The 24150-nt window shown below is 72.5% G+C and carries 23 protein-coding genes; 7 read left to right on the top strand and 16 right to left on the bottom strand.

Translation table 11 applies throughout. From position 1 onward, the window contains the following. Window positions 1-489 precede the first annotated feature (489 nt). Window positions 490-1074: a TerD family protein gene (locus tag ACGFSH_RS28840; RefSeq protein ID WP_393353582.1), complete on the bottom strand. Its 585-nt coding sequence runs from the start codon at window positions 1072-1074 to the stop codon at window positions 490-492. 240 nt (window positions 1075-1314) lie between these two features. Here ACGFSH_RS28840 and ACGFSH_RS28835 point away from each other — a divergent pair, with 240 nt between their 5' ends. After that, window positions 1315-2076 (top strand): methyltransferase domain-containing protein, encoded by a 762-nt coding sequence (locus tag ACGFSH_RS28835; RefSeq protein ID WP_393353581.1) that lies wholly within the window; start codon window positions 1315-1317, stop codon window positions 2074-2076. Between the two features lie 77 nt (window positions 2077-2153). Here the strand turns inward: ACGFSH_RS28835 and ACGFSH_RS28830 are convergent, their stop codons facing one another. From ACGFSH_RS28830 to ACGFSH_RS28805, 6 genes are all read right to left on the bottom strand, one after another. After that, window positions 2154-2840 (bottom strand): response regulator, encoded by a 687-nt coding sequence (locus ACGFSH_RS28830; protein WP_393353580.1) that lies wholly within the window; start codon window positions 2838-2840, stop codon window positions 2154-2156. Further along, window positions 2837-4249: an ATP-binding protein gene (locus ACGFSH_RS28825; RefSeq protein ID WP_393353578.1), complete on the bottom strand. Its 1413-nt coding sequence runs from the start codon at window positions 4247-4249 to the stop codon at window positions 2837-2839. The genes ACGFSH_RS28830 and ACGFSH_RS28825 overlap by 4 nt, the downstream gene beginning before the upstream one ends. A gap of 10 nt (window positions 4250-4259) precedes the next feature. Next, on the bottom strand, window positions 4260-6236 hold the full coding sequence (locus ACGFSH_RS28820) for an APC family permease (protein WP_393353577.1): 1977 nt from the start codon (window positions 6234-6236) through the stop codon (window positions 4260-4262). Window positions 6237-6362: 126 nt separating this feature from the next. Beyond that, window positions 6363-7328 (bottom strand): pirin family protein, encoded by a 966-nt coding sequence (locus tag ACGFSH_RS28815; RefSeq protein WP_393353576.1) that lies wholly within the window; start codon window positions 7326-7328, stop codon window positions 6363-6365. 84 nt (window positions 7329-7412) lie between these two features. Next, window positions 7413-7901 (bottom strand): hypothetical protein, encoded by a 489-nt coding sequence (locus ACGFSH_RS28810; RefSeq protein ID WP_393353575.1) that lies wholly within the window; start codon window positions 7899-7901, stop codon window positions 7413-7415. A gap of 26 nt (window positions 7902-7927) precedes the next feature. Further along, window positions 7928-8389 (bottom strand): ATP-binding protein, encoded by a 462-nt coding sequence (locus ACGFSH_RS28805; protein ID WP_393353573.1) that lies wholly within the window; start codon window positions 8387-8389, stop codon window positions 7928-7930. Between the two features lie 130 nt (window positions 8390-8519). On the opposite strand from ACGFSH_RS28805, the gene ACGFSH_RS28800 reads away from it, so the two are divergent. Together ACGFSH_RS28800 and ACGFSH_RS28795 are read left to right on the top strand one after the other, a co-directional pair. Continuing rightward, the gene (locus ACGFSH_RS28800) at window positions 8520-8750 is read left to right on the top strand and encodes a DUF397 domain-containing protein (RefSeq protein ID WP_393353571.1); all 231 of its coding nucleotides are present in this window, start codon (window positions 8520-8522) and stop codon (window positions 8748-8750) included. A 217-nt stretch (window positions 8751-8967) separates the two neighbouring features. Beyond that, window positions 8968-9882 carry a helix-turn-helix domain-containing protein gene (locus ACGFSH_RS28795; RefSeq protein ID WP_393353569.1) on the top strand — a complete coding sequence of 305 codons (915 nt, stop codon included), beginning with the start codon at window positions 8968-8970 and terminating at the stop codon, window positions 9880-9882. Between the two features lie 48 nt (window positions 9883-9930). On the opposite strand, the gene ACGFSH_RS28790 is transcribed toward ACGFSH_RS28795, so the two are convergent. Continuing rightward, window positions 9931-10749, bottom strand: coding sequence for an SAM-dependent methyltransferase (locus ACGFSH_RS28790; RefSeq protein ID WP_393353568.1), 819 nt, complete (start codon window positions 10747-10749; stop codon window positions 9931-9933). A gap of 186 nt (window positions 10750-10935) precedes the next feature. On the opposite strand from ACGFSH_RS28790, the gene ACGFSH_RS28785 reads away from it, so the two are divergent. The 3 genes from ACGFSH_RS28785 (at window position 10936) to ACGFSH_RS28775 (ending at window position 13125) form a co-directional block, all read left to right on the top strand. Then, window positions 10936-11649, top strand: a complete 714-nt coding sequence (locus ACGFSH_RS28785; RefSeq protein ID WP_393353567.1) for a transcriptional regulator — start codon at window positions 10936-10938, stop codon at window positions 11647-11649. Beyond that, a complete protein-coding gene (locus ACGFSH_RS28780; RefSeq protein ID WP_393353566.1) occupies window positions 11646-12623 on the top strand; it encodes a pyridoxal-phosphate dependent enzyme in 978 nt (325 codons plus the stop codon). The genes ACGFSH_RS28785 and ACGFSH_RS28780 overlap by 4 nt, the downstream gene beginning before the upstream one ends. Before the next feature lie 142 nt (window positions 12624-12765). Further along, complete coding sequence (locus tag ACGFSH_RS28775; protein WP_393353565.1) at window positions 12766-13125, top strand: cupin domain-containing protein; 360 nt, start codon at window positions 12766-12768, stop codon at window positions 13123-13125. 30 nt (window positions 13126-13155) lie between these two features. On the opposite strand, the gene ACGFSH_RS28770 is transcribed toward ACGFSH_RS28775, so the two are convergent. Next, on the bottom strand, window positions 13156-14508 hold the full coding sequence (locus ACGFSH_RS28770; protein WP_393353564.1) for a VWA domain-containing protein: 1353 nt from the start codon (window positions 14506-14508) through the stop codon (window positions 13156-13158). After that, on the bottom strand, window positions 14505-15362 hold the full coding sequence (locus tag ACGFSH_RS28765; RefSeq protein WP_329415878.1) for a MoxR family ATPase: 858 nt from the start codon (window positions 15360-15362) through the stop codon (window positions 14505-14507). The genes ACGFSH_RS28770 and ACGFSH_RS28765 overlap by 4 nt, the downstream gene beginning before the upstream one ends. A 121-nt stretch (window positions 15363-15483) precedes the next feature. Between ACGFSH_RS28765 and ACGFSH_RS28760 the strand changes: the two genes are divergently transcribed. Then, complete coding sequence (locus ACGFSH_RS28760; RefSeq protein WP_393353563.1) at window positions 15484-16059, top strand: hypothetical protein; 576 nt, start codon at window positions 15484-15486, stop codon at window positions 16057-16059. Between the two features lie 79 nt (window positions 16060-16138). Here ACGFSH_RS28760 and ACGFSH_RS28755 read toward each other — a convergent pair whose 3' ends face one another. From ACGFSH_RS28755 to rhaI, 6 genes are all read right to left on the bottom strand, one after another. Then, complete coding sequence (locus tag ACGFSH_RS28755) at window positions 16139-16780, bottom strand: lactate utilization protein C (RefSeq protein ID WP_393353562.1); 642 nt, start codon at window positions 16778-16780, stop codon at window positions 16139-16141. After that, window positions 16777-18279, bottom strand: a complete 1503-nt coding sequence (locus ACGFSH_RS28750) for a LutB/LldF family L-lactate oxidation iron-sulfur protein (protein ID WP_393353561.1) — start codon at window positions 18277-18279, stop codon at window positions 16777-16779. Before ACGFSH_RS28750 ends, ACGFSH_RS28755 begins: the two co-directional genes overlap by 4 nt. Further along, entirely contained in the window at window positions 18276-19031 is a 756-nt protein-coding gene (locus tag ACGFSH_RS28745) for a (Fe-S)-binding protein (RefSeq protein ID WP_393353560.1), read from the bottom strand. Before ACGFSH_RS28745 ends, ACGFSH_RS28750 begins: the two co-directional genes overlap by 4 nt. A 105-nt stretch (window positions 19032-19136) precedes the next feature. Further along, entirely contained in the window at window positions 19137-20573 is a 1437-nt protein-coding gene (locus tag ACGFSH_RS28740; protein ID WP_393353558.1) for a rhamnulokinase family protein, read from the bottom strand. 5 nt (window positions 20574-20578) lie between these two features. Then, window positions 20579-22618 (bottom strand): bifunctional aldolase/short-chain dehydrogenase, encoded by a 2040-nt coding sequence (locus ACGFSH_RS28735; protein WP_393353556.1) that lies wholly within the window; start codon window positions 22616-22618, stop codon window positions 20579-20581. A gap of 117 nt (window positions 22619-22735) precedes the next feature. Next, a complete protein-coding gene (gene rhaI / locus ACGFSH_RS28730) occupies window positions 22736-23896 on the bottom strand; it encodes an L-rhamnose isomerase (protein ID WP_393353554.1) in 1161 nt (386 codons plus the stop codon). Window positions 23897-24150 lie beyond the last annotated feature (254 nt).

Below are 24150 nucleotides of genomic sequence, written 5' to 3'. Positions count from 1 at the left end.
CGCCCGCCCCCGGGGGGGGCCCCCCCCCCCCGCCCCCCCCCCCCGCGCGGGGGGGGGGGGGCGCCCGGGGCGGCCGCCCCCCCGGGGCGGGGGGGGGGGGGGGGGGGGCCCGCCCCCCCCCCCCCCCACCCCCGCGCCCTCCGCGAGCCCGTCCAGCGCACGCTCGGTCCCGCCGCCTCCGAGCCAGCGACCGCGCTGGAACGCCTCGGCCATGGCGGCGAGGTTCAGCTCGGTCGACGGCGTCGTCCTGCCGCCGTCGCGCAACCGGTCCTCGGTCAGTTCCACCAGGCGTGCCAGCGGGTTCCAGGACCGTTCGCCGTAAAGCACCTCGTCCACCACTGCCCCCGTATACGCGTGCTGTTCACCGGCCCCACCTTCACACACCCGTGCGACACCCCGTCACGGGGGCGGGCCGGTCCGGGAACGCGCTTCCGAGACCGCGCGCGAAGCGCACGGGGGACGATCCCGGACGGCCGGCACGGGCTCGCCCTACTTGCTGACGGCGAAGCGCATCAGGGCGTGCTCGTCGCCCTGCTTGATCTTTCCCGTGACGTTGACGACTTCGAGCTTCCAACTGGCCCCGTCACGGACGGCCTTGGCCACGGCGCAGCCGTTGTCCTGGGTCAGCAGGCTCGGCCAGATGTCGGCGACCTGCTGGGAGCTGCCCCCGGTCGCGTCGTAGACCTTGAAGCTGATGTTGCGGGCCTTCTGGAAGGAGCTGCCCTTCTTGTACGCGGCGGCGACGAACACGATCGACGTGATCTGCGACGGTATCCGCGCGAACTCGACGGTCACCGTCTCGTCGTCCCCGTCGCCGTGGCCCGTCTGGTTGTCGCCGCTGTGCACGAGCGAGCCGTTGCCCATCGGGTCGAGGGAGTCGAGACCGGCGAGGCGCACCGGATCGCCGCCCTGCATGGCCACGGCGATCAGGTCCAGGTCGGTGCCGGACTTGCGGCGCAGCTTGCCGAGCACTCCGCCGCTGCTGCCGGCGGTGGGGTCCCAGGAGACCCCGATGGTCAGGCGCGTGACTCCGTCCAGGTCGGCCGGGCCGTCTTCCTTGGTGAGGGTGATCATCTGTGGCTCATCCTTTTACGTGAAGGGACTACAACACGCAGAGCGCGCCGGAGGCCTTTCCGGTTCCCGCGTTCTTCGGCGGCCTCGGCGCGCGGGCGTGCACGCCGGGCGTGAGCACGCCGCCGCGATGTGCGTCGGTGCGTGGAATCTTCATGGCGTAGCGAATTGTCCGTATCCCTGCGGCTTCGATTCGGAGATCCTATGCTGACCACGAAATAGGACGATCTGGGGGGTTGCCCGATGCAGGCAGCAGGCAGGGCAGTGAAGTCCGGAGCCAGGCGGCTCCTGGGACGCGCCGGATTCGACATCGTGCGCAGCGGCGACAACCGGGGCGGCGTCGATGACTTCCTCCCCTTCGAGCCCACGATGCGGGCGGCCCGGGCGTCCGGTCTGTCGGTCGGCGACCACATCGACACGGTGATGAACGGGACGCCCGGCGCCACCCAGTCGACCATCGACGAACTGCGCGCCCTGGGCGTCTACGCCGACCGCCCGGCCTCGGTGCTGGAGATCGGCCCCGGATCCGGGCGGTACCTGGAGAAGACGCTCAAGGAGTGCTCACCGGACCGCTACGAGATCTACGAGACGGCGGCGCCCTGGGCCGAGTACCTGGTGGAGACCTTCGGCGTGATCGCCAGGCCGACCGCGGGATGCAGCCTCGCCCCGACACCCGACGCAAGCGTCGACCTCGTGCAGGCGCACAAGGTGTTCAACACCGTGACCTTCCTCTGCGCCTCCCGCTATTTCTTCGAGATGGCACGTGTCACGCGCCCCGGCGGCCGCATCGTCTTCGACGTCATGACGGAGACCTGCCTCGACCCGGAAGCAGTGCGCACCTGGGCGACACGGGGCGGCGAGGGGCACGGCTCCTACCCGGCCGCCATGCCCCGCCGGGCCTGCGTGGACCTCTTCGCGACCCTCGACTGCACCCTGGAGGCCGGCTTCCTGGCGCCCATGGGCGTCGCCACCACCGAGGTCCTCGTCTTCCGTAAGGCGGGCTGATCCCGGCGGGCCGGCGGCCGGCGGCCTCCGCCCGCGGGCGTGCTGCGGGTCGAGCGCGTCCGTGAGCGGCCGCGCCCTCAGGCGGGGGGATCGGGTGTGAAGCGGTAGCCGATACCGGGTTCGGTGATGAGGTAGCGAGGCCGGGAGGGTTCCGGTTCGAGTTTGCGGCGGAGGTTGGCGAGGTGCACCCGCAGGTAGTTGGTCTCCTTCACGTAGCGGGGCCCCCAGACCTCCTGGAGGAGCTGACGTTGGCTGACCAGAAGACCGGGGTGGCGGACGAGGATCTCCAGCAGATGCCACTCGGTGGGGGTCAGGCGGATTTCACCGGCCGCGGTGGTGACGCGTTTGGCGGCCAGGTCGACGGTGAAGGCGGCCGTGGCGATCAAGGGCTGTTCGTCGGCGGGGACGGCTCGGCGTAGGGCGGCGCGGATGCGGGCCAGGAGCTCCCCCATGCCGAAGGGTTTGGTGACGTAGTCGTCGGCTCCGGCGTCGAGGGCGTTGATCTTGGCGGTCTCGTCGTGGCGTGCGGACAGGACGATGATCGGCGCGGTGGACCAGCCGCGGAGGCTTTCGATGATGTTGATCCCGTCGAGGTCGGGCAGGCCGAGGTCGACGAGGGCCAGGTCGGGTGCGGCGGTGGCGGCTGCCTGGAGGGCGCTGACGGCGTCGGGCGCGGCGTCGGTCCGATAGCCGCGGGCGGTCAGCGCGATGGTCAGCGCGCGCAGCAGGTGGGGGTCGTCGTCGACGACGAGGATGCGGGTCATGGCGTGGTGGGGAGGTCGAGAATCATGGTCAGGCCGCCGCCCGGGGTGCCGGTGGGGGTGAGGGTGCCGTTCATGGCTTCGGTGAAGCCGCGGGCGATGGCCAGGCCGAGGCCGAGCCCCTGGTGGGTGGGGTGATCGTTCATGCGCTGGAAGGGAGCGAAGACGCGTTCGCGCTCCTCGGCCGGGATGCCGGGGCCGTGGTCGGTGACTTTCAGGCGGATGACGCTTCCTTCCTGGCGGGCGTGTACGTGGACGGGCCGGTTTGGTGGTCCGGCGGTGAGCGCGTTGGCGACCAGGTTGGCGATGACGCGTTCCAGCAGTCCCGGGTCTGCCCGGACGGCCGGCAGGTCGTCCGGCACGTCGATGTCCAGGGTGCGGCCGGAGGGCGGCGGGGTGTGCAGGAGGGCGGCGGCGGTGACTTCGTCCAGCGCGGTGGGGCGCAAGTGGACGCTGAGGACGCCGGCTTGCAGGCGGCTGAGCGCGAGAAGGTTTTCGACCAGGTCGTTCATCTTGTCGGCGGAAGCGTCCACGGTGGCCAGGAGTTCGGCCCGCTGTGCGTCCGTGAGATCCAGGTCGGCCTCGCGCAGACTGGAGACGCACGCTTTGATGCCGGCGAGCGGGGTGCGCAGGTCGTGGCCGACGGCGGCCAGCAGGGCCGCCCGCAGCTTGTCGATCTCGGCCAACTCACGTGCGCGGGCGGCCTGGGCGGTGAGCCGCTCGGCTTGCAGCGCTCGGGCGGCGGCGGTGGCGAGCAGGGTGAGGAAGCGCTGGTCGGGGGCGAAGACGGCCGGCCCGTCCGCCACCAGCCGCAGATGTTCTCCCGCCGGCGCGGACAGCGTCGGATCAGCTGAGGGCGGTTCGCCGACGGCGGTGACCAGGCGTTCGCCGTCGCCGTGATGCTCGAGCAGTGCGGCGCCGGTCATGCCGAAGGTGTCCCTGACATGCCTCAGCACCGCGTCCAGCGGCCGTTCCTCCAAGGGCGCTTCGGTGATCCGGGCCAGCAGGGCGGCCTCGACGCCGCTACGAGCGGCGGCGGCTCGCTGGCGGGCGGCCAGGTCGACCGCGACGCTGACGGTGGTGGCGACCACCACGTAGACGACCAGGGTGATGACCAGGTCCCGGTTCTCCGCCGTCAGCGTATGGAAGGGCGGAACGAAGAAGAAGTTGACCAGCACGTCGGAGGCCACCGCGGCCGCCAGCGCGAGGCGCAGGCCGCCGGTAGCGGCCACGACGACCACCGCCGTGAGGTAGATCAGCACGATGCTCGCCAGCGACAGCGAGTTCCTCACGGGCACCAGGGCCACGGTCAGGGCGGCCAGCCCCGCCGCGGCGGCGCCGGCCGTGGCCAGCCGGCGGCGCGTGCTCCTGCGGTGCCCGCCACCGTGGTGCGGCAGATCCAAGCCCTTCACCATCGAAACGCTAGCCGACTTCGGACCCGGCGCCGCGCGGCTCCTCGTGCGAGAGGACGCGGTCACTGGAATCCAGCTGCCACGGCACGCTGGTCACCATCACCCCCCGCTGGAACAGCAGCCGTGCCTTCAGCCGCAGCGCGGACTGGTTGCGCAGCAGCTGCTCCCACCAGTGGCCGACCACGTACTCGGGGATGTAGACGGCGATCAGATCCTGCGGATGCTCGCGGTGCAGGTGGGCGATGTACTCGAGCACCGATCCGGTGATGTCCCGGTACGGGGAGGTCATCACCGTCAGCGGCATCGCGATCCGCCGCTCTTCCCAGTCGGCGCGCAGGGCACCCACCTCCTCGTCGCTGATCTCGGCGGTGAGCGCGGTGAGGGTGTCCGGGCGGGTGGCCTTGGCGTAGCCCAGCGCGCGCAGGGTGGGTTGGTGCAGCTGCGAGACCAGCACCACCGCGTGGATCCGGCTGGGCAGGACGATGCCGCCCGGCCGGGGGCGCAGCTCGACGGCCACCCGCTCGTAGTGACGGCGAATGCCGCGCATCATGGCGTACAGCGCCGGCATGGCGATCACCACCAGGTACGCGCCGTGCGAGAACTTGGTGACCAGCACGACCACCAGCACCACGGCGGTCAGGCACGCGCCCACCGCGTTGATCGCTCGGGAGCGGTGGACGCGCCGGCGCGGCACACGGTCGGCCACGACGGCCAGCTCACGGTTCCAGTGCCGGACCATGCCGGCCTGGGAGAGGGTGAAGGAGGTGAACACACCCAGGATGTAGAGCTGGATCAGACGCGTCACCGACCCGTGGAAGACATAGATCAGGGTTGCGGCGACCACGGCCAGGATGACGATGCCGTTGGAGAAGGCCAGACGATCACCGCGGGTGTGCAGCTGGCGGGGCAGGTAACGGTGCTCCGCCAGGATCGCCGCCAGCAGGGGGAAGCCGTTGAAGGCGGTATTGGCCGCCAGGATCAGAATCAGCGCGGTCGCGGCCTGGATGTAATAGAACATCGCCGAGTGCGTGCCGCCGAAGACCGCCGCCGCGATCTGCGCGATCACCGTGCGCTGGGAGCCGGTCGCACAGTTCCCGGGAAAGCCGACGAGCCGGCAGGTGTCGTCGACGTAGCGTACGTGGGCGATCATGGCCAGCGCCGTGATGCCGGCGAACATGGTGATCGACAGGCCTCCCATCACCACCATCGTGGTCGCCGCGTTGCGTGCCTTGGGCGGCCTGAACGCCGGCACCCCGTTGGAGATCGCCTCCGCACCGGTCAGCGCCGTGCAGCCGGAGGAGAACGCCCGCAGCGCCAGCATCACCAACGCCATCCCGGTCAGCCCCGTGCTGCCGGGCTCGGCGTGGACCTGCCAGCCGGCGCTCTCGGCGACCGGGGCGTGGCCGAGTGCCGTCTGCAGCAGTCCCGTCGCGACCATGGCCAGGACGCCGGCGATGAACAGATAGGTCGGCACCGCGAACAGCCGCCCCGACTCGCGGATCCCTCGCAGATTCATCGCCGTCAGCAGCGCCACGAAAGCCAGGTTCGCCGCCACCCGGTGAGGGCCCAGGGCCGGCACCGCTGAAATGATGTTGTCCACACCGGCTGCCACCGACACGGCCACCGTCATCACGTAGTCCACCATCAGCGCCGACGCCACCACCAGCCCCGCCCAGGGCCCCAGATTGCGCGAGGCCACCTCGTACGACCCACCGCCGGAGGGGTAGGCCTGCACAACCTGCCGGTAGGACAGCACCACCACCGCCAGCAGCACCACCACGCCGGCCGCGACCCACGGCGCCAGGTGCAGACAGGCCAACCCGCCGAGGGTCAGCACCAGCAGGATCTCCTGCGTCGCATACGCCACCGACGACAAGGGGTCACTCGCGAAAACCGGCAGGGCGATCCGCTTGGGCAGCATCTGCTCACCCAGACGGTCGCTGCTGAGGGGGCGGCCCACGATCAGCCGCTTGAACGATGTCGACACGACCGGCAGCCAACGCGCTTCGCGACGTGGCGCCCGAATCTTTGCGCCTCCTTGACGCCGCCCCCGGCCGTCTTCACGCCGTCTTGGCGCGACGGCCCGTCCGCTCCCCACCCGCCCCCGACCCGGTCAGCGCACCCGGCCGCGGGGTTTCAGGGGCACCGGCGGGAGTTCCGGAGCGCGCAGCGGGGCTCCGTCGTAGCCGGTCACCTCGCCGAACCGTGTGCCCTTCGTCCAGTCCTCGCGGGCCTGTTCGATCTCGGCCTGGGTGCGGCCGACGAAGTTCCACCACATGACGAGCTCCTCCTCGAAGGGCTCGCCGCCGAGCAGCATCAGGCCCGCGTCCGACTCGGCCCGCAGGGGCAGTTCGGTGCGGCCGCAGCCGAGGTACAGCATGGAGCCGGGGAGGACGGGGACGCCGTCCACGTGCACCTCGCCGGACATGGACAGCACGCCGTACTCGAAGTCAGGCTCCAGCGGCAGCCGGACGTCGGCGCCCCGGGCGAGGGCGAGGTCGGCGCCCACGATGGGGGTGTAGGCGGTTCCGGGCGAGGTGGCCCCGTCGAGGTCGCCCAGGAGGACCGTGGCCGTGAGGCCGGGCGCGTCGACGGTGGGCAGGGCGGCGTGGTGCTCGAAGCGGGGGTCCGTGTGACGGTGCGCGTCCGGCAGCGCCACCCACAGCTGTGCGCCGTGCAGCAGGCGGGCGTGGGCCCGCGGACTCTCCTCGGAGTGGCTGATGGCGCGCCCCGAGGTCATCAGGCCGAGTTCGCGCGGCCGGATGGTCTGGAGGCTTCCGGTCGAGTCGCGGTGCAGCACCTCGCCCTCGTGGAGCCAGCTGACCGTCTGGAGGCCCATGTGGGGATGCGGCGGTACCTGCATGCCGGGTTCGTCGGCGATGTCGTCGGGGCCGTAGTGGTCGACGAAGGCCCAGGCGCCGATCATGCGACGGCCGAGGTTGGGCAGCAGCCGGCGTACCTCGGTCGACGCGCCGAGTTTCACATGGCGGGGGCTCAGCAGCTCGCGGACGGGTTCGGCGACGACGAATCCGCGGCCGCCGCACACACTCGGCACGGGCGAGCGGTCAAGGTTGCTCATGCGGTCAACCTAGCGCTCGCGCGGGAACGCCGGGGACGGGCCGGCCGTCCCGGGCGGCCGGTGAGCCCACCGGTCCACCGCCCGTCAGTCGGTCAGGGCGGCGGCGAGTTCCGTGGTCGCGCGCTGTATCTCGGTGTCGGGTTCGGCCAGCAGCTGGCGCAGGACGTCGCGCTGGGCGCGGACGGCGCGACGGGCCGCGCGCTCCCAGGCCACGTAGTTGTCCGGGTGGTGCAGCAGCTTGGGGTACGCGACGGCCGTGGTCTCCCACTGGCGGGCGTCGGCGATGCTCTTCAGCAGGCGCAGGATCTGTGCACGGCAGGTGACCTGGGGGAGGCGGACGAGTTCCCAGAGGAAGGGCACCGTCGCCGCCGTCGCCTCGTCCACGACGAATCCGAACTGGCAGATCCGCCTGCGGAGTTGGCCGAACGCGGAGTCGGCGCTGTCGGCGTCGCCCCGGGCCAGGGTGGTGAGCAGGACGGGGATGCCCGCGGCGGATCCGGTGGAGTCCTTGATCTCGGGCCACGGCACGTGTCCCAGGTCCGCGAGCGGTGCGGTTCTCTTCGTGGCAGTCATGTCCGGTGTCTGGTGGGGGTCGGGGATCAGGGCTGGTGGCGGGTCGGCAGCATGGCCCAGACGGTCTTGCCGACCGGGCAGCGCCGGGTCCAGCCCCAGTGCTCGGAGAGGGCCTCGACGATGTGCAGTCCGCGGCCGTGCTCCAGGAGGCTGTCCCCGGGGTGCGGGTAGACGGGCAGGCTGTCGCTCGGATCGGTGACGGCGCACACGACATGGGAGCGGCGCAGGGTGAGCCTGAGCCGTACCCGGAACCGGTCCGCCGAGGTGTGCGGGAGCCCGTGCAGCACCGCGTTGGCGGCCAGTTCCGTGACGACGGTGACCGCGTCGTCGGTGCAGTGGTCCAAGGACCAGCGGTCGAGCGTGCGGTGGGTGAAGTCGCGGGCCTGGGCGAACTCCTCACGGCTGCCCGCGAGGTCCAGGGCGGCGGTTCTGGGCGAGTCGCGGACGGATGCGGACTCGGGACTCCGGAACTGCGCAGGTGATGGCACGGGGCATCTCCCTGAGACGACGTCAGGACAGTGGACCGGAAGTGCGGTTGACGGCATGGCTATTATCCACGCTGAAGAGGTCCTCGTGCAATTTCACGGGAAATTGCGCGCACGGAGCGAGGAGAGTGCAATGTCGTCAGTGCCGAACGGAGTGCGGGCGAGCTCGCTGGGCGTCCGCTGGGTCAAGAGCAGTCACAGCAACGCCGAGGGCAACTGTGTCGAGGTCGCGGCCCTGGAGGGCGGAGGGGTGGCCCTGCGCAACTCCCGTGATCCCGACGGTCCGGCGCTGGTGTACACGCCGGCCGAGGTCGCCGCGTTCGTGGCGGGGGCGAAGGGCGGGGAGTTCGACCATCTGGTGTGAACGTCGCGTGCGAACGGCGTGAGGACCCGGTGGGGAAACCGTCGGCCCGGCGGTCCCGTGCCGGCCCGGGGGGTTGTGCGGGGGGACCGCCGAGCGCGAAGGGGTTCGATGGGGCGCGTTGATGCTCGACTGAACCTCAATTCCCCTGCCGCGTGCGGCCGGAGGGGTTCGGATGCGATACTGCGGTCTGTCGTCTGCCGGTCCACGGGGAGTCAGGATGTCTGTCGAGTCGCCTCGCGTGTCCCGCCTCGAACCGTATCTGAACCGGGCCGAGCCCGCGCCGACCTTGCTGAAAATGCTGGTCGGCGTGCAGTTGGCCGGTATCCGCGAGGACGCCGGCTACTCGCAGGACCAGGCCGCGCGCGCCCTCGGGTTCAGCCCGGCCAAGCTGTCGCGGATCGAGGCGGGCAAGGGGCGCAAGCCCCCGGTCGAGGCCGACGTGCGCGCCCTGCTGTCGCTGTACGGCACCGACGACCATGAGGCCTCGGTGCTGGTCCAGCTGTTGCGGCAGGCGGGCCAGCCGGGGTGGTGGCAGCGCTACGACAAGCGGCTGATGCCCGAGTGGTTCGACCGGCTGGTCGGACTGCAGGAGGCGGCCACGGCGATCCGTACCTTCGAGATCCAGTACGTGCCCGGACTCCTCCAGACTCCCGCGTACGCGCGTGCCGTGGTGGAGCGCGGGCTCCCGTCGGCGACGTCACGGGAGGTCGAGCGCCGGGTCGAGCTGCGGACCAGACGCACCGAACTGCTGCGGCGGCCGGACGCTCCACGGGTCTGGGCCGTCCTCGACGAGTCGGTGCTGCTGCGGGTGCTGGGCAGCCGGGACGTGATGCGCGAGCAGCTCACCCACCTTGTGGAGCTGGCCGCGCTGCCCCACGTCACCGTGCAGGTGGTGCCGTTGGACGTCACGCACGCCTCGGCGCCGGCCATACCGGTCACCTACCTGCGCTTCGGCGGCGCCGATCTGCCCGACGTCGTCTACCTGGAGCAGATCCGCAGCGCCACCTTCCTGGAGGACCGGGACGAGACGGAGGAGTACCGGGTGGCCCTCGACCGGCTGGCCGACGAGGCGCTCAACCCGCGTGAGTCCGTGGCGCTGCTGGAGGCGACCGTGCGGCAGCGCTACCCCTGACGGGGGGACCGCGCCCCGGCCGCGGGGCGCGAGCGGCCGGACGGCTCCTTAAGGCAGGCGGCCCACGCCGCCGAACTCGATCCACTCCTGCGTGAGTTGGCGGGGCGCGACCTCGGTGTCGGGGCGCCAGGTGGAGACCTCGACCAGCCCCGGGTCGAGGATGTCCAGGCCGTCGAAGAGCGCGGCGACGTCCTTCTCCTGGCGGACCCGGCCCCAGTGGCCCTGGGTGGCCTTGTCCATGAAGTCGGTGACGAACTCCCTGACCTCGGGGTCCTCGCTGACGAGCTGGCACATCAGCACGAAGCTGCCGGGGGCGAGGCGTTCGGTCACCCGGCGCACCAGCGCCTGCGGGCCGTCGGTCTCGCTGTCGGGGATGCAGTGGAACACCGAGTTGAACAGCACGGCCACCGGCTGGGAGAAGTCGATCAGGCGCCGGGTCTCCGGGTGCGCAAAGATCGTCTCGGTGTCGCGCATGTCGGCGTGGATGACGGTGGTCCGCTCGTCCTGCTCCAGCAGGGCCCGTCCGTGCACGAGGACCATCGGGTCGTTGTCGACGTAGACGACGTGCGTGTCCGGCTCGACGCGCTGGGCGACCTGGTGCACGTTGTCCTGCGTGGGCAGGCCGGATCCGTGGTCGAGGAACTGCCGGATCCCGTACTCCCGGCTCAGGGTGCGCACCGCCCGCTGGAGGAAGCGCCGGTTGTTCAGGGCGAGGGCGCGGGTGCTCGGGACGACCTTGTCGAGTTCCTCGCAGGCGGCGCGGTCGGCCGCGTAGTTGTCCTTGCCGCCCAGGTAGTGGTCGTACATGCGCGCGGCCGTCGGAACCGACGCGTCGATCGACGTGGACAGCTGATTTCCAGGCTGCATCTCTTCCCCCAGCTCCCTGCCGTGCCACGGACGGGCGCGACCGGCAACCCATCCTAGGGAAACGGCAATTGACGGCACCACCCCTTGATCCGCAGTTCCCCCCCGGGCGTCCGCGCACGGACCGTCGGTCATGGACCAGAAATCCAGCCACTGGACTCCTGGTCCAACCGCTGGTCTAATGGCGGTATGGAAGCCGTCACGCAAAGCCGGGGCCGGGAGGCCGAGCGGGACGCGATCCTGCGCGCGCTGACTCCCCTCGTGGAGGGGATCGCGGCGACCTTCGGGCCCGTGTGCGAGGTCGTCCTGCACGACTACCGGCGCCCCGAACGCTCGGTGGTCGCCGTCGCCGGAGCGGTGACGGGGCGGACGGCGGGCGGCGCGATGAGCGAGATCGGCCTGCGCGTCCTCGCCCGCGGCGACGACGCGGCCGACGAGCTGAACTACGTCACCCGCACCGGAGCGGGAAAGCTCGTCAAGTCGTCCACGATGGTGCTGCGGGACTCCGCGGGCGCGGTGTTCGGCGCCCTGTGCGTCAACGTGGACGTCACGGAGGTCGACCGGGTGCAGGGCCTGCTGGCCGCGCTCGCGGGGGCGGCCGGAGGGCGGTCCGACCCACCGGTGACCGCATTCGGCGACGACATCGACTCCGTCGTCGAGGCCCTGCTCGACGCCCACCTGGCACGGCAGGAACAGACCTGGGCCGGTCTCGACGGTCCGGCCCGGCTGGCCCTCTTCCGCGGCCTGGACGAACGCGGGGTGTTCGCCGTGCGCCGCGCCGTCGAGCAGATCGCCGCCCGCCTCGGCATCTCCCGCGCCTCCGCCTACCACTACCTGTCCCGGTCCAGAGCCGCGCACGCCGCCGACGGCGCCGGCGGCACCCCCGAGGGAGCACACACGTGACGACCACCCCCCTGCCGATCACCCTCGACGACGTGCGCGACGCGGCCGTCCGGCTCAAAGGGGTCGCCCACCGCACCCCCGTGCTCCGCTCCCGGACCCTCGACCGGGCCGTCGGCGCCGAGGTCCTCCTCAAGTGCGAGAACTTTCAGCGCGTCGGCGCCTTCAAGTTCCGCGGCGCCTACAACGCGGCCTCGCGGCTGAGCCCCGAGCAGCTCGCCCGGGGCATCGCCGCGTACTCCTCCGGCAACCACGCCCAGGCCGTCGCGCTGGCCGCGCGCGAACTGGGCACGACCGCCGTGATCGTGATGCCCGAGGACGCGCCGCGCTCCAAGCGCGCGGCCACGGAGGCCTACGGCGCCGAGATCGTGACGTACGACCGTTACACCGGCGACCGGGTGGCCGTCGCCGAGGCGCTGGCCGCCGACCGTGGTCTGGCCCTGATCCCGCCCTACGAGCACCCGCACGTCATGGCGGGCCAGGGCACCGCCGCGCTGGAACTCCTGGAGGAGGCGGGGGAGCTGGACGCACTGCTCGTGCCGGTCGGCGGCGGCGGGCTCCTCGCCGGCAGCGTCACCGCGGTCAAGGGGGTGCGGCCGGGCGTCCGGGTCGTCGGCGTGGAGCCGCAGGAGGGGGACGACACCAAGCGGTCGCTGGAGGCGGGCCGCCGCGTCGGGATCCCGGTGCCGCGCACCATCGCCGACGGCCAGGCCGTGCACATCCCCGGAGAGCTGACCTTCTCGGTCAACCGGCGGCTCGTGGACGAGATCACCCTGGTCTCCGACGACGAGATCCGCGCGGCCATGCGCTTCGCGTTCGAGCGCCTGAAGATCGTCACGGAGCCCAGCGGCGCCTCAGGTCTGGCCGCCCTGCTCGCGGGCCGGGTCACCGTCACGGGCGGCCGGATCGGCGTCATCGTCTCCGGCGGCAACGTCGACGCGGCCCGGTTCGCCGAGCTGTGCGGCGGCGCCGTCTGAGACCCGTGCCGCCCGGATGGCGGCCCCCGGTGGACAGGCGGACGATGGAGGCGTAGGGGCGCGGCTCGCACCGGCGACGTCCAGGTCCGCCGGGGAGCCGAGCCACGGCCGTGGTGGAGCGCGGCCGGAAGGGAGGAGCGTCATGATGGAAGTGAAGACGCTCGACAAGCCGGACGAGCGCCGCGATTTCCCCCGCGGTCACATCGAGGCCGTCCATATGACGGGGCTGGACTTCGCCGTGGCGACCTTCGAGCCCGGCTGGCGCTGGACCGAGTCGCTCGCGTCCGTCGCGGGCACCTCCACCTGCATGATCCACCACAACGGCTATGTCGTCTCCGGACGCATGCACGTCACCATGGACGACGGCGGCGAGGCCGAAGTGGGCCCGGGCGACGTCTTCGTGATCCCGCCGGGCCACGACGCCTGGGTGGTGGGCGACGACCAGTGCGTGGTGTACGACTTCGCCGGGGCGATGGCCAAGGACTACGCGAAGGCCGATTAGACCCGGCGGCCGCGCCCGGACGGCCGGGCGTCAGACGGGGAGCAGGCGGCCGGTGAGTTCGGCGAGCTGGAGGGCGTTGCGGCACTCGTGCATCGGCACCAGCCGGGCGTACTCCGGCGCCGCCGAGTCACCCGTGCCCCACAGCGAACGGGGCTCGGGGTTCAGCCAGTGGAGGAAGCGGGCGCGTTCGGCGATCTCGCGGACGGCCGGCAGGTTCGGGTCGCTCATGTTGGTGCGGGCGTCCCCGAGGACGAACACCGTCGTGCGGGGGCCGACGGCCGCGCCGTGCCGCTCCGCGAACTCGCCCAGCGCCATGCCGTAGTCGCTGCTGCCGTGGTAGCCCGTCACCGCGGCCTCGGCGCGGATGCGGGCGCCGAGGCCCCCGGGATCGGCGGCGCCGTGCTCCAGCAGCCGTGTCACCTCGTCGATCCGGTTGACGAAGGCGAACACGCGGACCTTGCTGAACTGGTCGTGCAGCGCCTGCACCAGCAGCATCGTGAAGTCGGAGAAGCCCGCCACCGAGCCCGACACGTCGCACAGCAGCACCAGTTCGGGGCGGACCGGGCGACGGCGGCGCAGCACGGGCCGCATCGGCACCCCGCCCGTCGAGAGGGAGCCGCGCACGGTGCGCCGCAGGTCGATCGTGCCGCGGGCCGCCCGGCGGCGGCGCGCCGCCATGCGGGTGGCCAGTCTGCGGGCCAGCGGCTGCACCGTCCGCCGCAGTTCGGCCAGCCGGTCCTTGCCCGCGTACAGGAAGTCGACGCGGTCGGCGGTGGGCGCCACCGCGCGCCGGGCGATCTCGTCGCGCCCCCTGCGTTCCGCGACCCGGCGCCGCGCCTCCCGGGCGACGAGGGCGCGGAAGGCCTCGATGCGGCGCCGGATCTCGTCCTCCAGCAGCCGGTCGGCGAAGCCGGACGCGCCGCCGCGGGCCCGGACGTCGTCGCGCACCCGCGCCAGCAGTGTCTGCGGGCGCAGCCGTTCGAGGGTCCGGTGCGACGACCAGCCGTCGGCGCCCGGTGAACTCCCGTACCCGCCCAGCCCGTCGACCGCCTCGATCGCCAGGCGGGCCAGCATCGCCTCGTCGTCCGCGGCGAGCGCGTCGGCCAGCCGGTCGCGCAGGTCGTCCCGGTCGCCGGCCTCGTCCTGCGGGGCGCCGACGCCGTGGGGGAAGTACAGGTCGAAGACGGTGTCGAACACCCGCCGCTGGCCGGCGGAGTGCAGGAGTGTCGCGGCCAGGCCCTCGCGCAGCAGACCGCGGTCGGCGAATCCGAGGGCCGCGGCGGCCTCGGCCGCGTCGACCGTCTCGCCGGTGCCGACGCGGACGCCGTGCGCGCGCAGCGCGGCGACGAAGCCGACGAGGCGGTCGGCGACCTCGGCGCTCACCCGGCGTCCAGGTCGAGCTTCGCGCCGGCCTTGAGGATGTCGTCCTGGTGCTTGAGGATCACGCCGAGGGTCTCGCGCACGACGTCCTCGTCGAGGGCGTCCGCGCCGAGGGCGAGCAGGGTCCGCGCCCAGTCGATCGTCTCGGCCACGGACGGCGCCTTGCGCAGGTCCATCGCGCGCAGCGCGCCGACCACCCGGACCACCGACTCGGCCAGCGCCGCCCCGATCCCGGGCACCTTCAGCCGGACGATCCGCCGCTCCAGCTCCTCCTCGGGGAAGCCGATGTGCAGGAACAGGCAGCGCCGGCGCAGCGCTTCGGACAGCTCCCGGCTCGCGTTGGAGGTGAGGACGACGAAGGGGCGCCGGGCGGCGGTGACGGTGCCCAGCTCCGGGACGGTGATCTGGAAGTCGCTGAGCACCTCCAGGAGCAGCCCCTCCACCTCGACGTCGGCCTTGTCGGTCTCGTCGATCAGCAGGACGGTCGGCTCGTCGCCGCGGATCGCGGTCAGCAGGGGGCGGGGGAGGAGGAACTCCTCGCTGAAGATGTCGGTGCGGGTCTCGTCCCACGTCTCGTCGCGGGCGGCGCTGATGCGCAGCAGCTGCTTGGCGTGGTTCCACTCGTACAGCGCCCGGGACTCGTCGACGCCCTCGTAGCACTGGAGTCGCACCAGGCGGGCCCGCGCCACCTCGGCGACGGCCTTGGCGAGTTCGGTCTTGCCGACCCCGGCCGGTCCCTCGACCAGCAGCGGCTTGCCGAGCCGGTCGGCGAGGAAGACGGTCGTGGCGACGGCGGGGGAGGCCAGGTAGCCGCTCCGCGCCAGGCGGGCGGAGACATCGTCGACGGACGTGAACAACGGGGCCTCCGAGCGGTGGCGCGGGCTGCGGACGTGATCCGCTCACTATCTAAGCGCTTGTTCACCGGCTTTGTCACCCGATCGGGGGCCGCTGTCGGTGGCGGGCGGTACGTTGCGGATCATGGGTGTGTATCTGGTGAGCGTGGACGCGCGGGAGTGGCTCGGGCGCCACGAGGGCGGGCACGGCGAGACGGCCGTCGCACTGAACGCGGAACTGCGGCGGCGCGGCCAGCCGCCGTACCTGCCGGGGGAGCCCTCGCGCCCCGGCGGCGGCTGGTTCGAGGAGAAGATGAGCCCGTCCATGGAGGGGTTCTCCGCGCTGTGCCGGGCGCATCTGACCCGGGCCGAGGAGGAGACACTCTCCGGGTGGTCCGTCCTGGTGCCGCTCTTCCTCGACCGGGAGATCGAGCTGCCGGTCGGGACGCCGTACAGCGACGAGACACTGGTCGCGGGAGCGCCGCAGGTCCTCGCGATCGCGGAGCGGCTGGCCGCCGTCCTCGGCCTGCCGCTGGACGCGATACCGCAGACCGGCAACCTGGAACTGACCCTGTGGTTCCTGGACGGGGAGGGACGCGAGGTCGCCCAGGCCCGGCCCGGCCGCTGGGCCGAGGACCTGGACACCGCCTTCTACGTGGCGGTGTACCTGCGGGCCGCCCAGTACTCCCTGCGGCACGGATGCCCGATGGTCTACTGCTGACCGCGGCCGCCGCACGGCGGGCGGCGGCGACGGTGAGGCCCGGTCCGGCGCGGGAACCGGCCGCCGCACACGAGCAGGTTCAGCCGACGATGACGACCTCCAGGGTGCGCGGGCCGTGCACCCCCTCCACCCGGTCCAGCTCGATGTCGCTGGTCGCCGACGGGCCCGAGATCCATGTCGAGGGACGCCGCGGATCGAGCCGTTCGAGGGCCTGCGGCACGGAGGACACCACCTGGGCGGGCGCGCGCACCACGCACACGTGGTGATCGGGTACCAGGGTGATCCGGCGCCGGCCCTGGCCGGGCCCGGCGTCCAGCACGATCGTCCCGGTCTCGGCGACGGCCACCGCGCACGCCGTGACCACGCTGTCCACCGCGTCGAGTTCGTGCGGCCCGCTCTCCGGCCGGTCCGCCACCCGCGTGACGTCCGACTCCGCGAGCCACGCGGGGTCGAGGCCGGGCGGCACCAGCACGGTCGCCGCCTTGCGCTCCGCGAGCAACCGGGCCAGCAGGGAGGGCAGTTCGCTCTCGCCGCACCGGTGCACGAGCGCCCGGTAGTCCGCCAGGTTCTCCGCGAGCAGCTCCACGTCCTGCGCCCCGGTGCGCTCGCCGTGCTCGCGCAGATAGCCGCGGTCGACGGCGTCCTCGTACGGGGTGTCGTCCGGTGGGACGTCGGCCAGCGCGCGCCGCACCCGGCCCAGGATCAGTTCCCTGCTGCTCACTTCGCCGTCCTTCCCTCGGTGGCGCCGCCGTTCGTCCGCTGCCACCAGTCGCGGAACGGCTCGGCGGGCACCGCCGGCAGATCGCGCGTGGCGCTCCACGCCCTGCCCGGGCCGGGCAGGGTCCGCGGGTGCAGGCCGCGCGTGCGGGACGCGAGGCGCTGCCCGGCGCGCAGGACGCCGGGGCGGGCGAACGCCCAGCCCGCCGCGCGCATCGCCGCCCGCTCGGCGGCGTGCCCCTTGGCGGGCTTGAGCACAACCCTGTTGCCGGCCCGGGTGACCGGACCTCCCTCGACGACACGCTCCCGCAGATGCACCAGCACCTCCGGGATGTCGATCGCGACCGGGCACACCTCGTAGCAGGCGCCGCACAGCGAGGACGCGTACGGCAGCGAGGCGTCGATCTCGCTCCCGGTGCCCCGCAGCTGAGGGCTGAGGATCGCGCCGATCGGGCCCGGGTACACCGAACCGTAGGCGTGGCCGCCGGCCCGCTCGTACACCGGGCACACGTTCAGACAGGCCGAGCAGCGGATGCAGCGCAGCGCCTGGCGGCCCACCTCGTCGGCGAGGGTGTCGGTACGGCCGTTGTCCAGCAGCACCAGGTGGAACGTGCGCGGGCCGTCCCCTTCCCCCGCCGCCCCGCCCCCCGCGCCGGTCCACATCGACGTGTACGGGTTCATGCGCTCGGCCGTCGAGGAGCGGGGCAGGGTCTGGAGGAAGACCTCCAGGTCCCGCCAGGTCGGCACGATCTTCTCGATGCCGACGACGGAGATCAGCGTCTCCGGCAGGGTGAGGCACATACGCCCGTTGCCCTCGGACTCGACGACGACCAGGGTGCCGGTCTCGGCGACCATGAAGTTGGCGCCGGAGATCCCGACCTTCGCCCGCAGGAACTTCTCGCGCAGATGCAGCCGGGCCGCCTCGGCGAGTTCGGCGGGCGTGTCCGTGAGGCCCTCCGGGGCCGGGCGTCCCCACGCGCCCATCTCCGCCCGGAAGATGTCCCGGATCTCGCCCCGGTTGCGGTGGATGGCCGGGACCAGGATGTGCGAGGGGCGGTCCCTGCCCAGCTGCACGATCAGCTCGGCGAGATCGGTCTCGTAGGCCCGTACGCCCTCGGCCTCCAGCGCCTCGTTGAGCCCGATCTCCTGTGTCGCCATGGACTTGACCTTGACGACCTCCGACTCGCCCGTCTCCTTCACCAGCCGGGTGACGATCCGGTTGGCCTCGTCCGCGTCCGCCGCCCAGTGGACCGTGCCCCCGGCCGCGGTGACTGCCTCCTCCAACTGCACCAGATAGCGGTCCAGATGGCGCAGCGTATGGTCCTTGATCTGTTTGCCGGCCTCGCGCAGCGCGGCCCAGTCGGACACCTCCGCCACCGCCGCCGCCCGCTTGGCGCGGATGGTGTGCGTGGCGTGCCGCAGGTTGCGGCGCAGGGTCGGGTCGGCGACCGCCTCGCGCGCGGCCTTCGGAAACGCCGGCATCCCGACGAACGTCCCGCTCACAGCGCCGGCTCCGCTTCCGTGCTGGCCAGGATCTCCGCGATGTGCACCGGCCGCATCCCGGTCCGCAGCCGGGACATGGTCCCGCCGATGTGCATCAGACAGGAGTTGTCGGCCGCGCACAGCACCTGCGCGCCCGTCGACTCGGCGTTGCGCACCTTGTCGGCGCCCATCGCCGCCGAGACGTCCGCGTTCTTCACCGCGAAGGTGCCGCCGAAGCCGCAGCACTCGTCGGCCCCCGGCAGCTCGACCAGTTCCAGGCCCCGCACGGCCCGCAGCAGCCGCAGGGGCCGGTCCCCGAGGCCCAGCCCGCGCAGTCCGTGGCACGTGGGGTGGTAGGTCACCGTGCGGGGGTAGTACGCGCCGACGTCGGTCACCCCGAGCACGTCCACCAGGAACTCGGTCAGCTCGTAGGTCTTCGGGACGACGGGGGCCACCGTGGCGGCCAGCGTGCCGCCGCGCCCCTCGGCCAGAGCCCGCTCGCCCATCCGCGGATACAGCTCGCGCACCATCGCTCCGCACGATCCGGACGGCGTCACGATCGCCTCGTACCCGCCGAATACATCGGAGAAATGGCGGGCCAGCGGCTCGGCCGCATGGCGGTACCCGGTGTTGTAGTGCGCCTGCCCGCAGCAGGTCTGCGCCCTCGGAAAGTCGACCTCCACGCCCATCCTGGTCAGCAGTTTCACCACGGCACGGCCGGTGTCCGGATAGAGCGTGTCGTTGACACAGGTCAGGAACAGTGCGACACGCATCGCGGCTCCTCGGGGTAGGTCATCGGATGAGTGCTGGGGGCACCACCCATACGCGTGCAGCGTAGTGGGGGGAAGTGCGGACCGGCGGTCCGGGGGAGCCCCGGGTCAGCGCGCGGCGAGCCGGGCCTCCGCCTCCCGCCATCGCGCGGCGTCCCCCCGCGGCTCGTAGCGGGTCAGCGGCTGCGTGCGGGCCAGCAGCCGGCGCATGTCGGCGCGGTCGCCGACCAGCCCGTGCGCCCGCGCCTGGACGAGCACGTTGCCGAGCGCCGCGGCCTCAGTGGGACCGGCCACCACCGGCAGCCCGCAGGCGTCGGCGGTCAGCTGGCACAGCAGCGCGTTGCGGGTGCCGCCGCCGACGACGTGCACGACGTCGACCGGATGGTCCGCGAGCCGCTGGGCGTCGGCGACCGCCCGACGGTGCGCGAGGGCCAGGGAGTCGAGGATGCAGCGGGTGACCTCCCCGGGCGTGCGCGGAACCGGCTGCCCCGACGCCCGGCACGCCTCGGCGATCCGCTCGGGCATCCGGCCCGGCGCGAGGAAGTCGGCGTCGCCCGCGTCCACGACCGACCGCAGCGCGGGCGCGGCGGCCGCGTCCCCCAGCAGGGCGCCCAGTTCGGGACCGCCCCACGCCCGCACGCACTCCTGGAGCAACCACAGGCCCATGATGTTGCGCAGATAGCGGACCGTGCCGTCCAGTCCCAGCTCGTTGGTGAAGTTCGCGGCCCGGCCCGCCTCGGTGAGCACGGGCGCCGCCAGCTCCAGCCCGGCCAGCGACCAGGTGCCGGTGCAGATGTAGGCGAAATGCGCGCCGGCGGCGGGCACGGCGACCACGGCGGACGCCGTGTCGTGCGAGCCGACGGTGGTCACCGGCACCGGACCGGTCAGTCCCGTCTCCTCCAGCACCTGGGGCCGCAGCAGCCCCGCCGGGTCGCCGGGCCGCCGCAGCGGAGCGAACAGCTCCAGGTCGACGCCGAGCCGCGCGGCGACGGCGCGGGACCAGTCGCCGGTGCGGGGGTCGATCAGCTGGGTCGTCGAGGCGTTCGTCAACTCGGTGCCCTGCTCGCCCGTCAGCCAGTAGGACAGCAGGTCGGGGATGAGCAACAGCCGTCGCGCCTGCGCCAGCTGGGCCGTGGAGGCGGCGGCGGTGAGCTGGTACAGGGTGTTGAAGGGCGCGTACTGAAGACCCGTCGCCGCGTACAGCTCGGCCGCCGGCATCCTGGCCCACACCTTCTCGGCCACGCCCTCGGTGCGCGTGTCGCGGTAGTGCACCGGGTTGCCGAGCAGGGCCCCGTCGGCGTCCAGCAGGCCGTAGTCCACGGCCCAGCTGTCGATGCCGACGGAGTCCACCCGCCCTGCCGCCCGCAGCCCGTCCAGCACGCCCGCGTACAGGGACAGCACGTCCCAGCGCAGCCCTTCCGGCACCCTGACCGGCCGGTTGGGGAAGCGGTGGGCCTCGGTCAGCTCCAGGGAGTCCGGGCCCACCCGGCCGGCCATGACACGCCCGCTGGACGCGCCGAGGTCGACCGCGGCGTACCTCCTCACGCCCGTCACCGGAGGAAAGCGGCCGCCACACCCGCGTCGACGGGGACGTGCAGCCCGGTGGTGTGGGTGAGCTCTCCGCCGGTCAGCGCGAACACGGCGTTGGCGACGTGCTCGGGCAGCACCTCGCGCTTGAGGATGGTCCGCTGGGCGTAGAACTCGCCCAGCTTCTCCTCCTCCACCCCGTACACGGCCGCCCGCTGCGCGCCCCAGCCGCCCGCGAAGATGCCGGACCCGCGCACCACGCCGTCGGGGTTGACGCCGTTGACGCGGATGCCGTGCTCCCCCAGTTCGGCGGCGAGCAGCCGGACCTGGTGGGCCTGGTCGGCCTTGGTGGCGGAGTAGGCGATGTTGTTCGGGCCGGCGAAGACGGCGTTCTTCGACGCGATGTAGACGATGTCGCCGCCCAGCCTCTGCGCGATCATCACGCGGGCCGCCTCGCGGGACACGAGGAAGGAACCGCGGGCCATGATGTCGTGCTGGAGGTCCCAGTCCCGGGCCGAGGTCTCCAGCAGCGGCTTGGAGACGGAGATGCCGGCGTTGTTGACCACCAGGTCGACCCCGCCGAAGGCGAGCGCGGCGGCCTCGAAGGCGCGGGCGATCTGCTCCTCGGACGTCACGTCGACGGTGACGGCGACGGCCCGGTCGGACCCGCCGAGCTCCTCGGCCACGGCGGCCGCGTTCTCGCCGTTCAGATCGGCGACGACGACGCAGGCGCCCTCGGCGGCCAGCCGGTGCGCGATCGCCCTGCCGATCCCGCTTCCGGAGCCCGTCACCAGCGCCACCCGGGTGGCCAGGGGCTTGGGCTTCGGCATTCGCCGCAGCTTGGCCTCCTCCAGGGCCCAGTACTCGATGCGGAACTTCTCCGACTCCTCGATCGGCGCGTACGACGACACCGACTCGGCGCCCCGCATCACGTTGATCGCGTTGACGTAGAACTCGCCGGCGACCCGGGCCGTCTGCTTGTCCTTGCCGAAGGAGAACATCCCCACGCCCGGCACCAGCACGATCGCCGGGTCGGCGCCGCGCATCGCGGGGGAGCCGGGCTCGGCGTGCCGGGCGTAGTAGGCGGCGTACTCCTCGCGGTACTCCGTGTGCAGCTCCGCCAGCCGGGCGACGGCCTCCTCCAGCGGCGCGCTCGGCGGCAGGTCCAGGACCAGCGGCCGCACCTTGGTGCGCAGGAAGTGGTCCGGGCAGGAGGTGCCGAGCGCGGCGAGACGGGGGTGCTCGGCCCGTGCCACGAAGTCCAGCACGGCCTCGGAGTCGGTGAAGTGGCCCACCTGCGGCCGGTCCTGCGAGGCGAGGGCCCGCACGTGCGGGGCGAGCGCGGCGGCCCGCCGCCGGCGCTCGACCTCGGGCAGCGCCTCGTACCCGGCGACGACCGGCCCGAACGGCTCGGCCCTGCCCCTTTGCGCGAGGAACGCCTCGGCGGTGCGGATCATGTGCAGCGAGTTGCGCTCGCACTCCTCGGCGGTGTCGCCCCACGCGGTGATCCCGTGGCCGCCGAGCACCACGCCGATCGCTTGCGGGTCGGCCGCCTTGATGGCGGCGATGTCCAGGCCGAGCTGGAAGCCGGGCCGCCGCCACGGCACCCAGGCCACCGCGTCGCCGAAGCACTCGGCGGTCAGCTTCTCCCCGTCCGCCGCGCAGGCGAGCGCGATCCCGGAATCGGGGTGCAGGTGGTCGACGTGGGCGGCGTCGACGAGCCCGTGCATGGCGGTGTCGATGGAGGGGGCGGCCCCGCCCCTGCCGTGCAGGCAGTAGTCGAACGCGGCGACCATCTCGTCCTCGCGCTCGACGCCGGGATAGACGTCGACGAGTGCGCGCAGCCGGTCCAGCCGCAGCACGGCGAGCCCGGACCCGGTGAGCGTGCCGAGGTCGCCGCCCGACCCCTTCACCCACATCAACTCGACGTCCCCGCCGGTGACGGGGTCGGTGGCGGTTCCCTTGGCGGAGGCGTTGCCGCCGGCGTAGTTGGTGTTGCGGGGATCGGCGCCGAGCCGGTGCGACCGGGCGAGCAGAGCGGCGGCTTCGGGGTGGGTGGACATGCGGATTCCCTCACTTCTCGAAAACGGGCGACGGGGTGCGCCCGGAAGGGGCGCGGGGAACTGCGCGACCAGCCGCAACGGGCCCGCAGTCCGCGACGGACGGGTGACGGCGGACGCCTACGCCCCCCACCCGGCCTGCTCCCCGCCGACCCGCTCGGCGACGATCTTCTCGGCGTACCCGGACGCCCGGTACGCGGCCATGGGGTCGGGGTCCAGCCCCGTCTCCTCGCGCACCTCGCGCAGCAGCGGCCGCACGTCCGTGTTGTACGCGTCCATCAGGACGGCGTTGGCCTCCAGCACGTCCCCCGAGGCCTGCGCGGCGGCCAGCGCCGAGCGGTCGACGAGCAGCGCCTTGGCCGTCGCCTCCTGCACGTTCATCACGGAGCGGATGATCGCCGGGATCTTCGCCTCGATGTTGTGGCACTGGTCGAGCATGAAGGCCACGTCGGCGGTGAAGCCGCCGCCGCGCACGACCTCGTACATGATCCGGAACAGCTGGAAGGGGTCGGCGGCGCCCACCATGAGGTCGTCGTCGGCGTAGAAGCGCGAGTTGAAGTCGAACCCGCCGAGTCTGCCCTCCCGCAGCAGCGTGGCGACGATGAACTCGATGTTGGTTCCGGGCGCGTGGTGCCCGGTGTCGACCACGACCTGCGCCTTCGGGCCCAGCTTCAGACAGTGCGCGTACGCCGTGCCCCAGTCGGGCACGTCCGTCGAGTAGAAGGCCGGCTCGAAGAACTTGTACTCCAGCAGCATCCGCTGCCCGTCGCCGAGCCGCTCGTACACCTCGGCCAGGGCCTCGGCCAGCCGGTCCTGCCGGGCGCGGAGGTCGTCCTGGCCGGGGTAGTTGGTCCCGTCCGCGAACCACAGCTTCAGGTCGGCCGAGCCGGTCGCGTCCATGATGTCGACGCACTCCAGCAGATGGCGGACGGCCTTGCGTCGGACCGCCGCCTCCGGGTGGCAGACGCTGCCGAGCTTGTAGACGTCGTCCTGGAAGGTGTTGGAGTTGATCGTCCCGAGCTTCACGCCCCGGTCCTCGGCGTGTTTCGCAAGTGCGGAGTAGTCCTCCACCTTGTCCCACGGGATGTGCAGCGCGACGGTCGGGGCCGCTCCGGTGAACGCGTGGACCTGGGCGGCGTCGTCCAGCTTCTCCTGCGGGGTGCGGGGGACGCCCTGCTGGGCGAACACCTTGAACCGGGTCCCCGAGTTCCCGTACGCCCACGACGGTGTCTCGACGGCCTGGGTCTTCAGCGCGGCCTTCACCGCTGCGAGGTCGGTCACTTCGGGCTCCTGTGACATCGGTCCGGAAGAACATCCGCAGCGGCTGCCAGAGCCTTCCGGGGACGCTTCTGGAAACGCTGCTGATGAAACGATTCAGAACGGGAAGCTATGAGCCCGTGGAAGGAGTGTCAACCCCCCGGGCCTGGCTCGTTGTCCGTGACCACCGTGTGACCTTCGGCTATCGAAAACTTTTCGAGACAGACCCATTGACGTGACATGGCCGCCATGCCTAACGTCCCGGCCATCCAGTTGAA

The sequence above is a fragment of the Streptomyces sp. NPDC048481 genome, assembly GCF_043200075.1.
GTDB lineage: Bacteria > Actinomycetota > Actinomycetes > Streptomycetales > Streptomycetaceae > Streptomyces.
The sequence above is the reverse complement of the archived record's forward strand: the minus strand, read 5'-3'. Positions and strand labels throughout refer to the sequence as shown.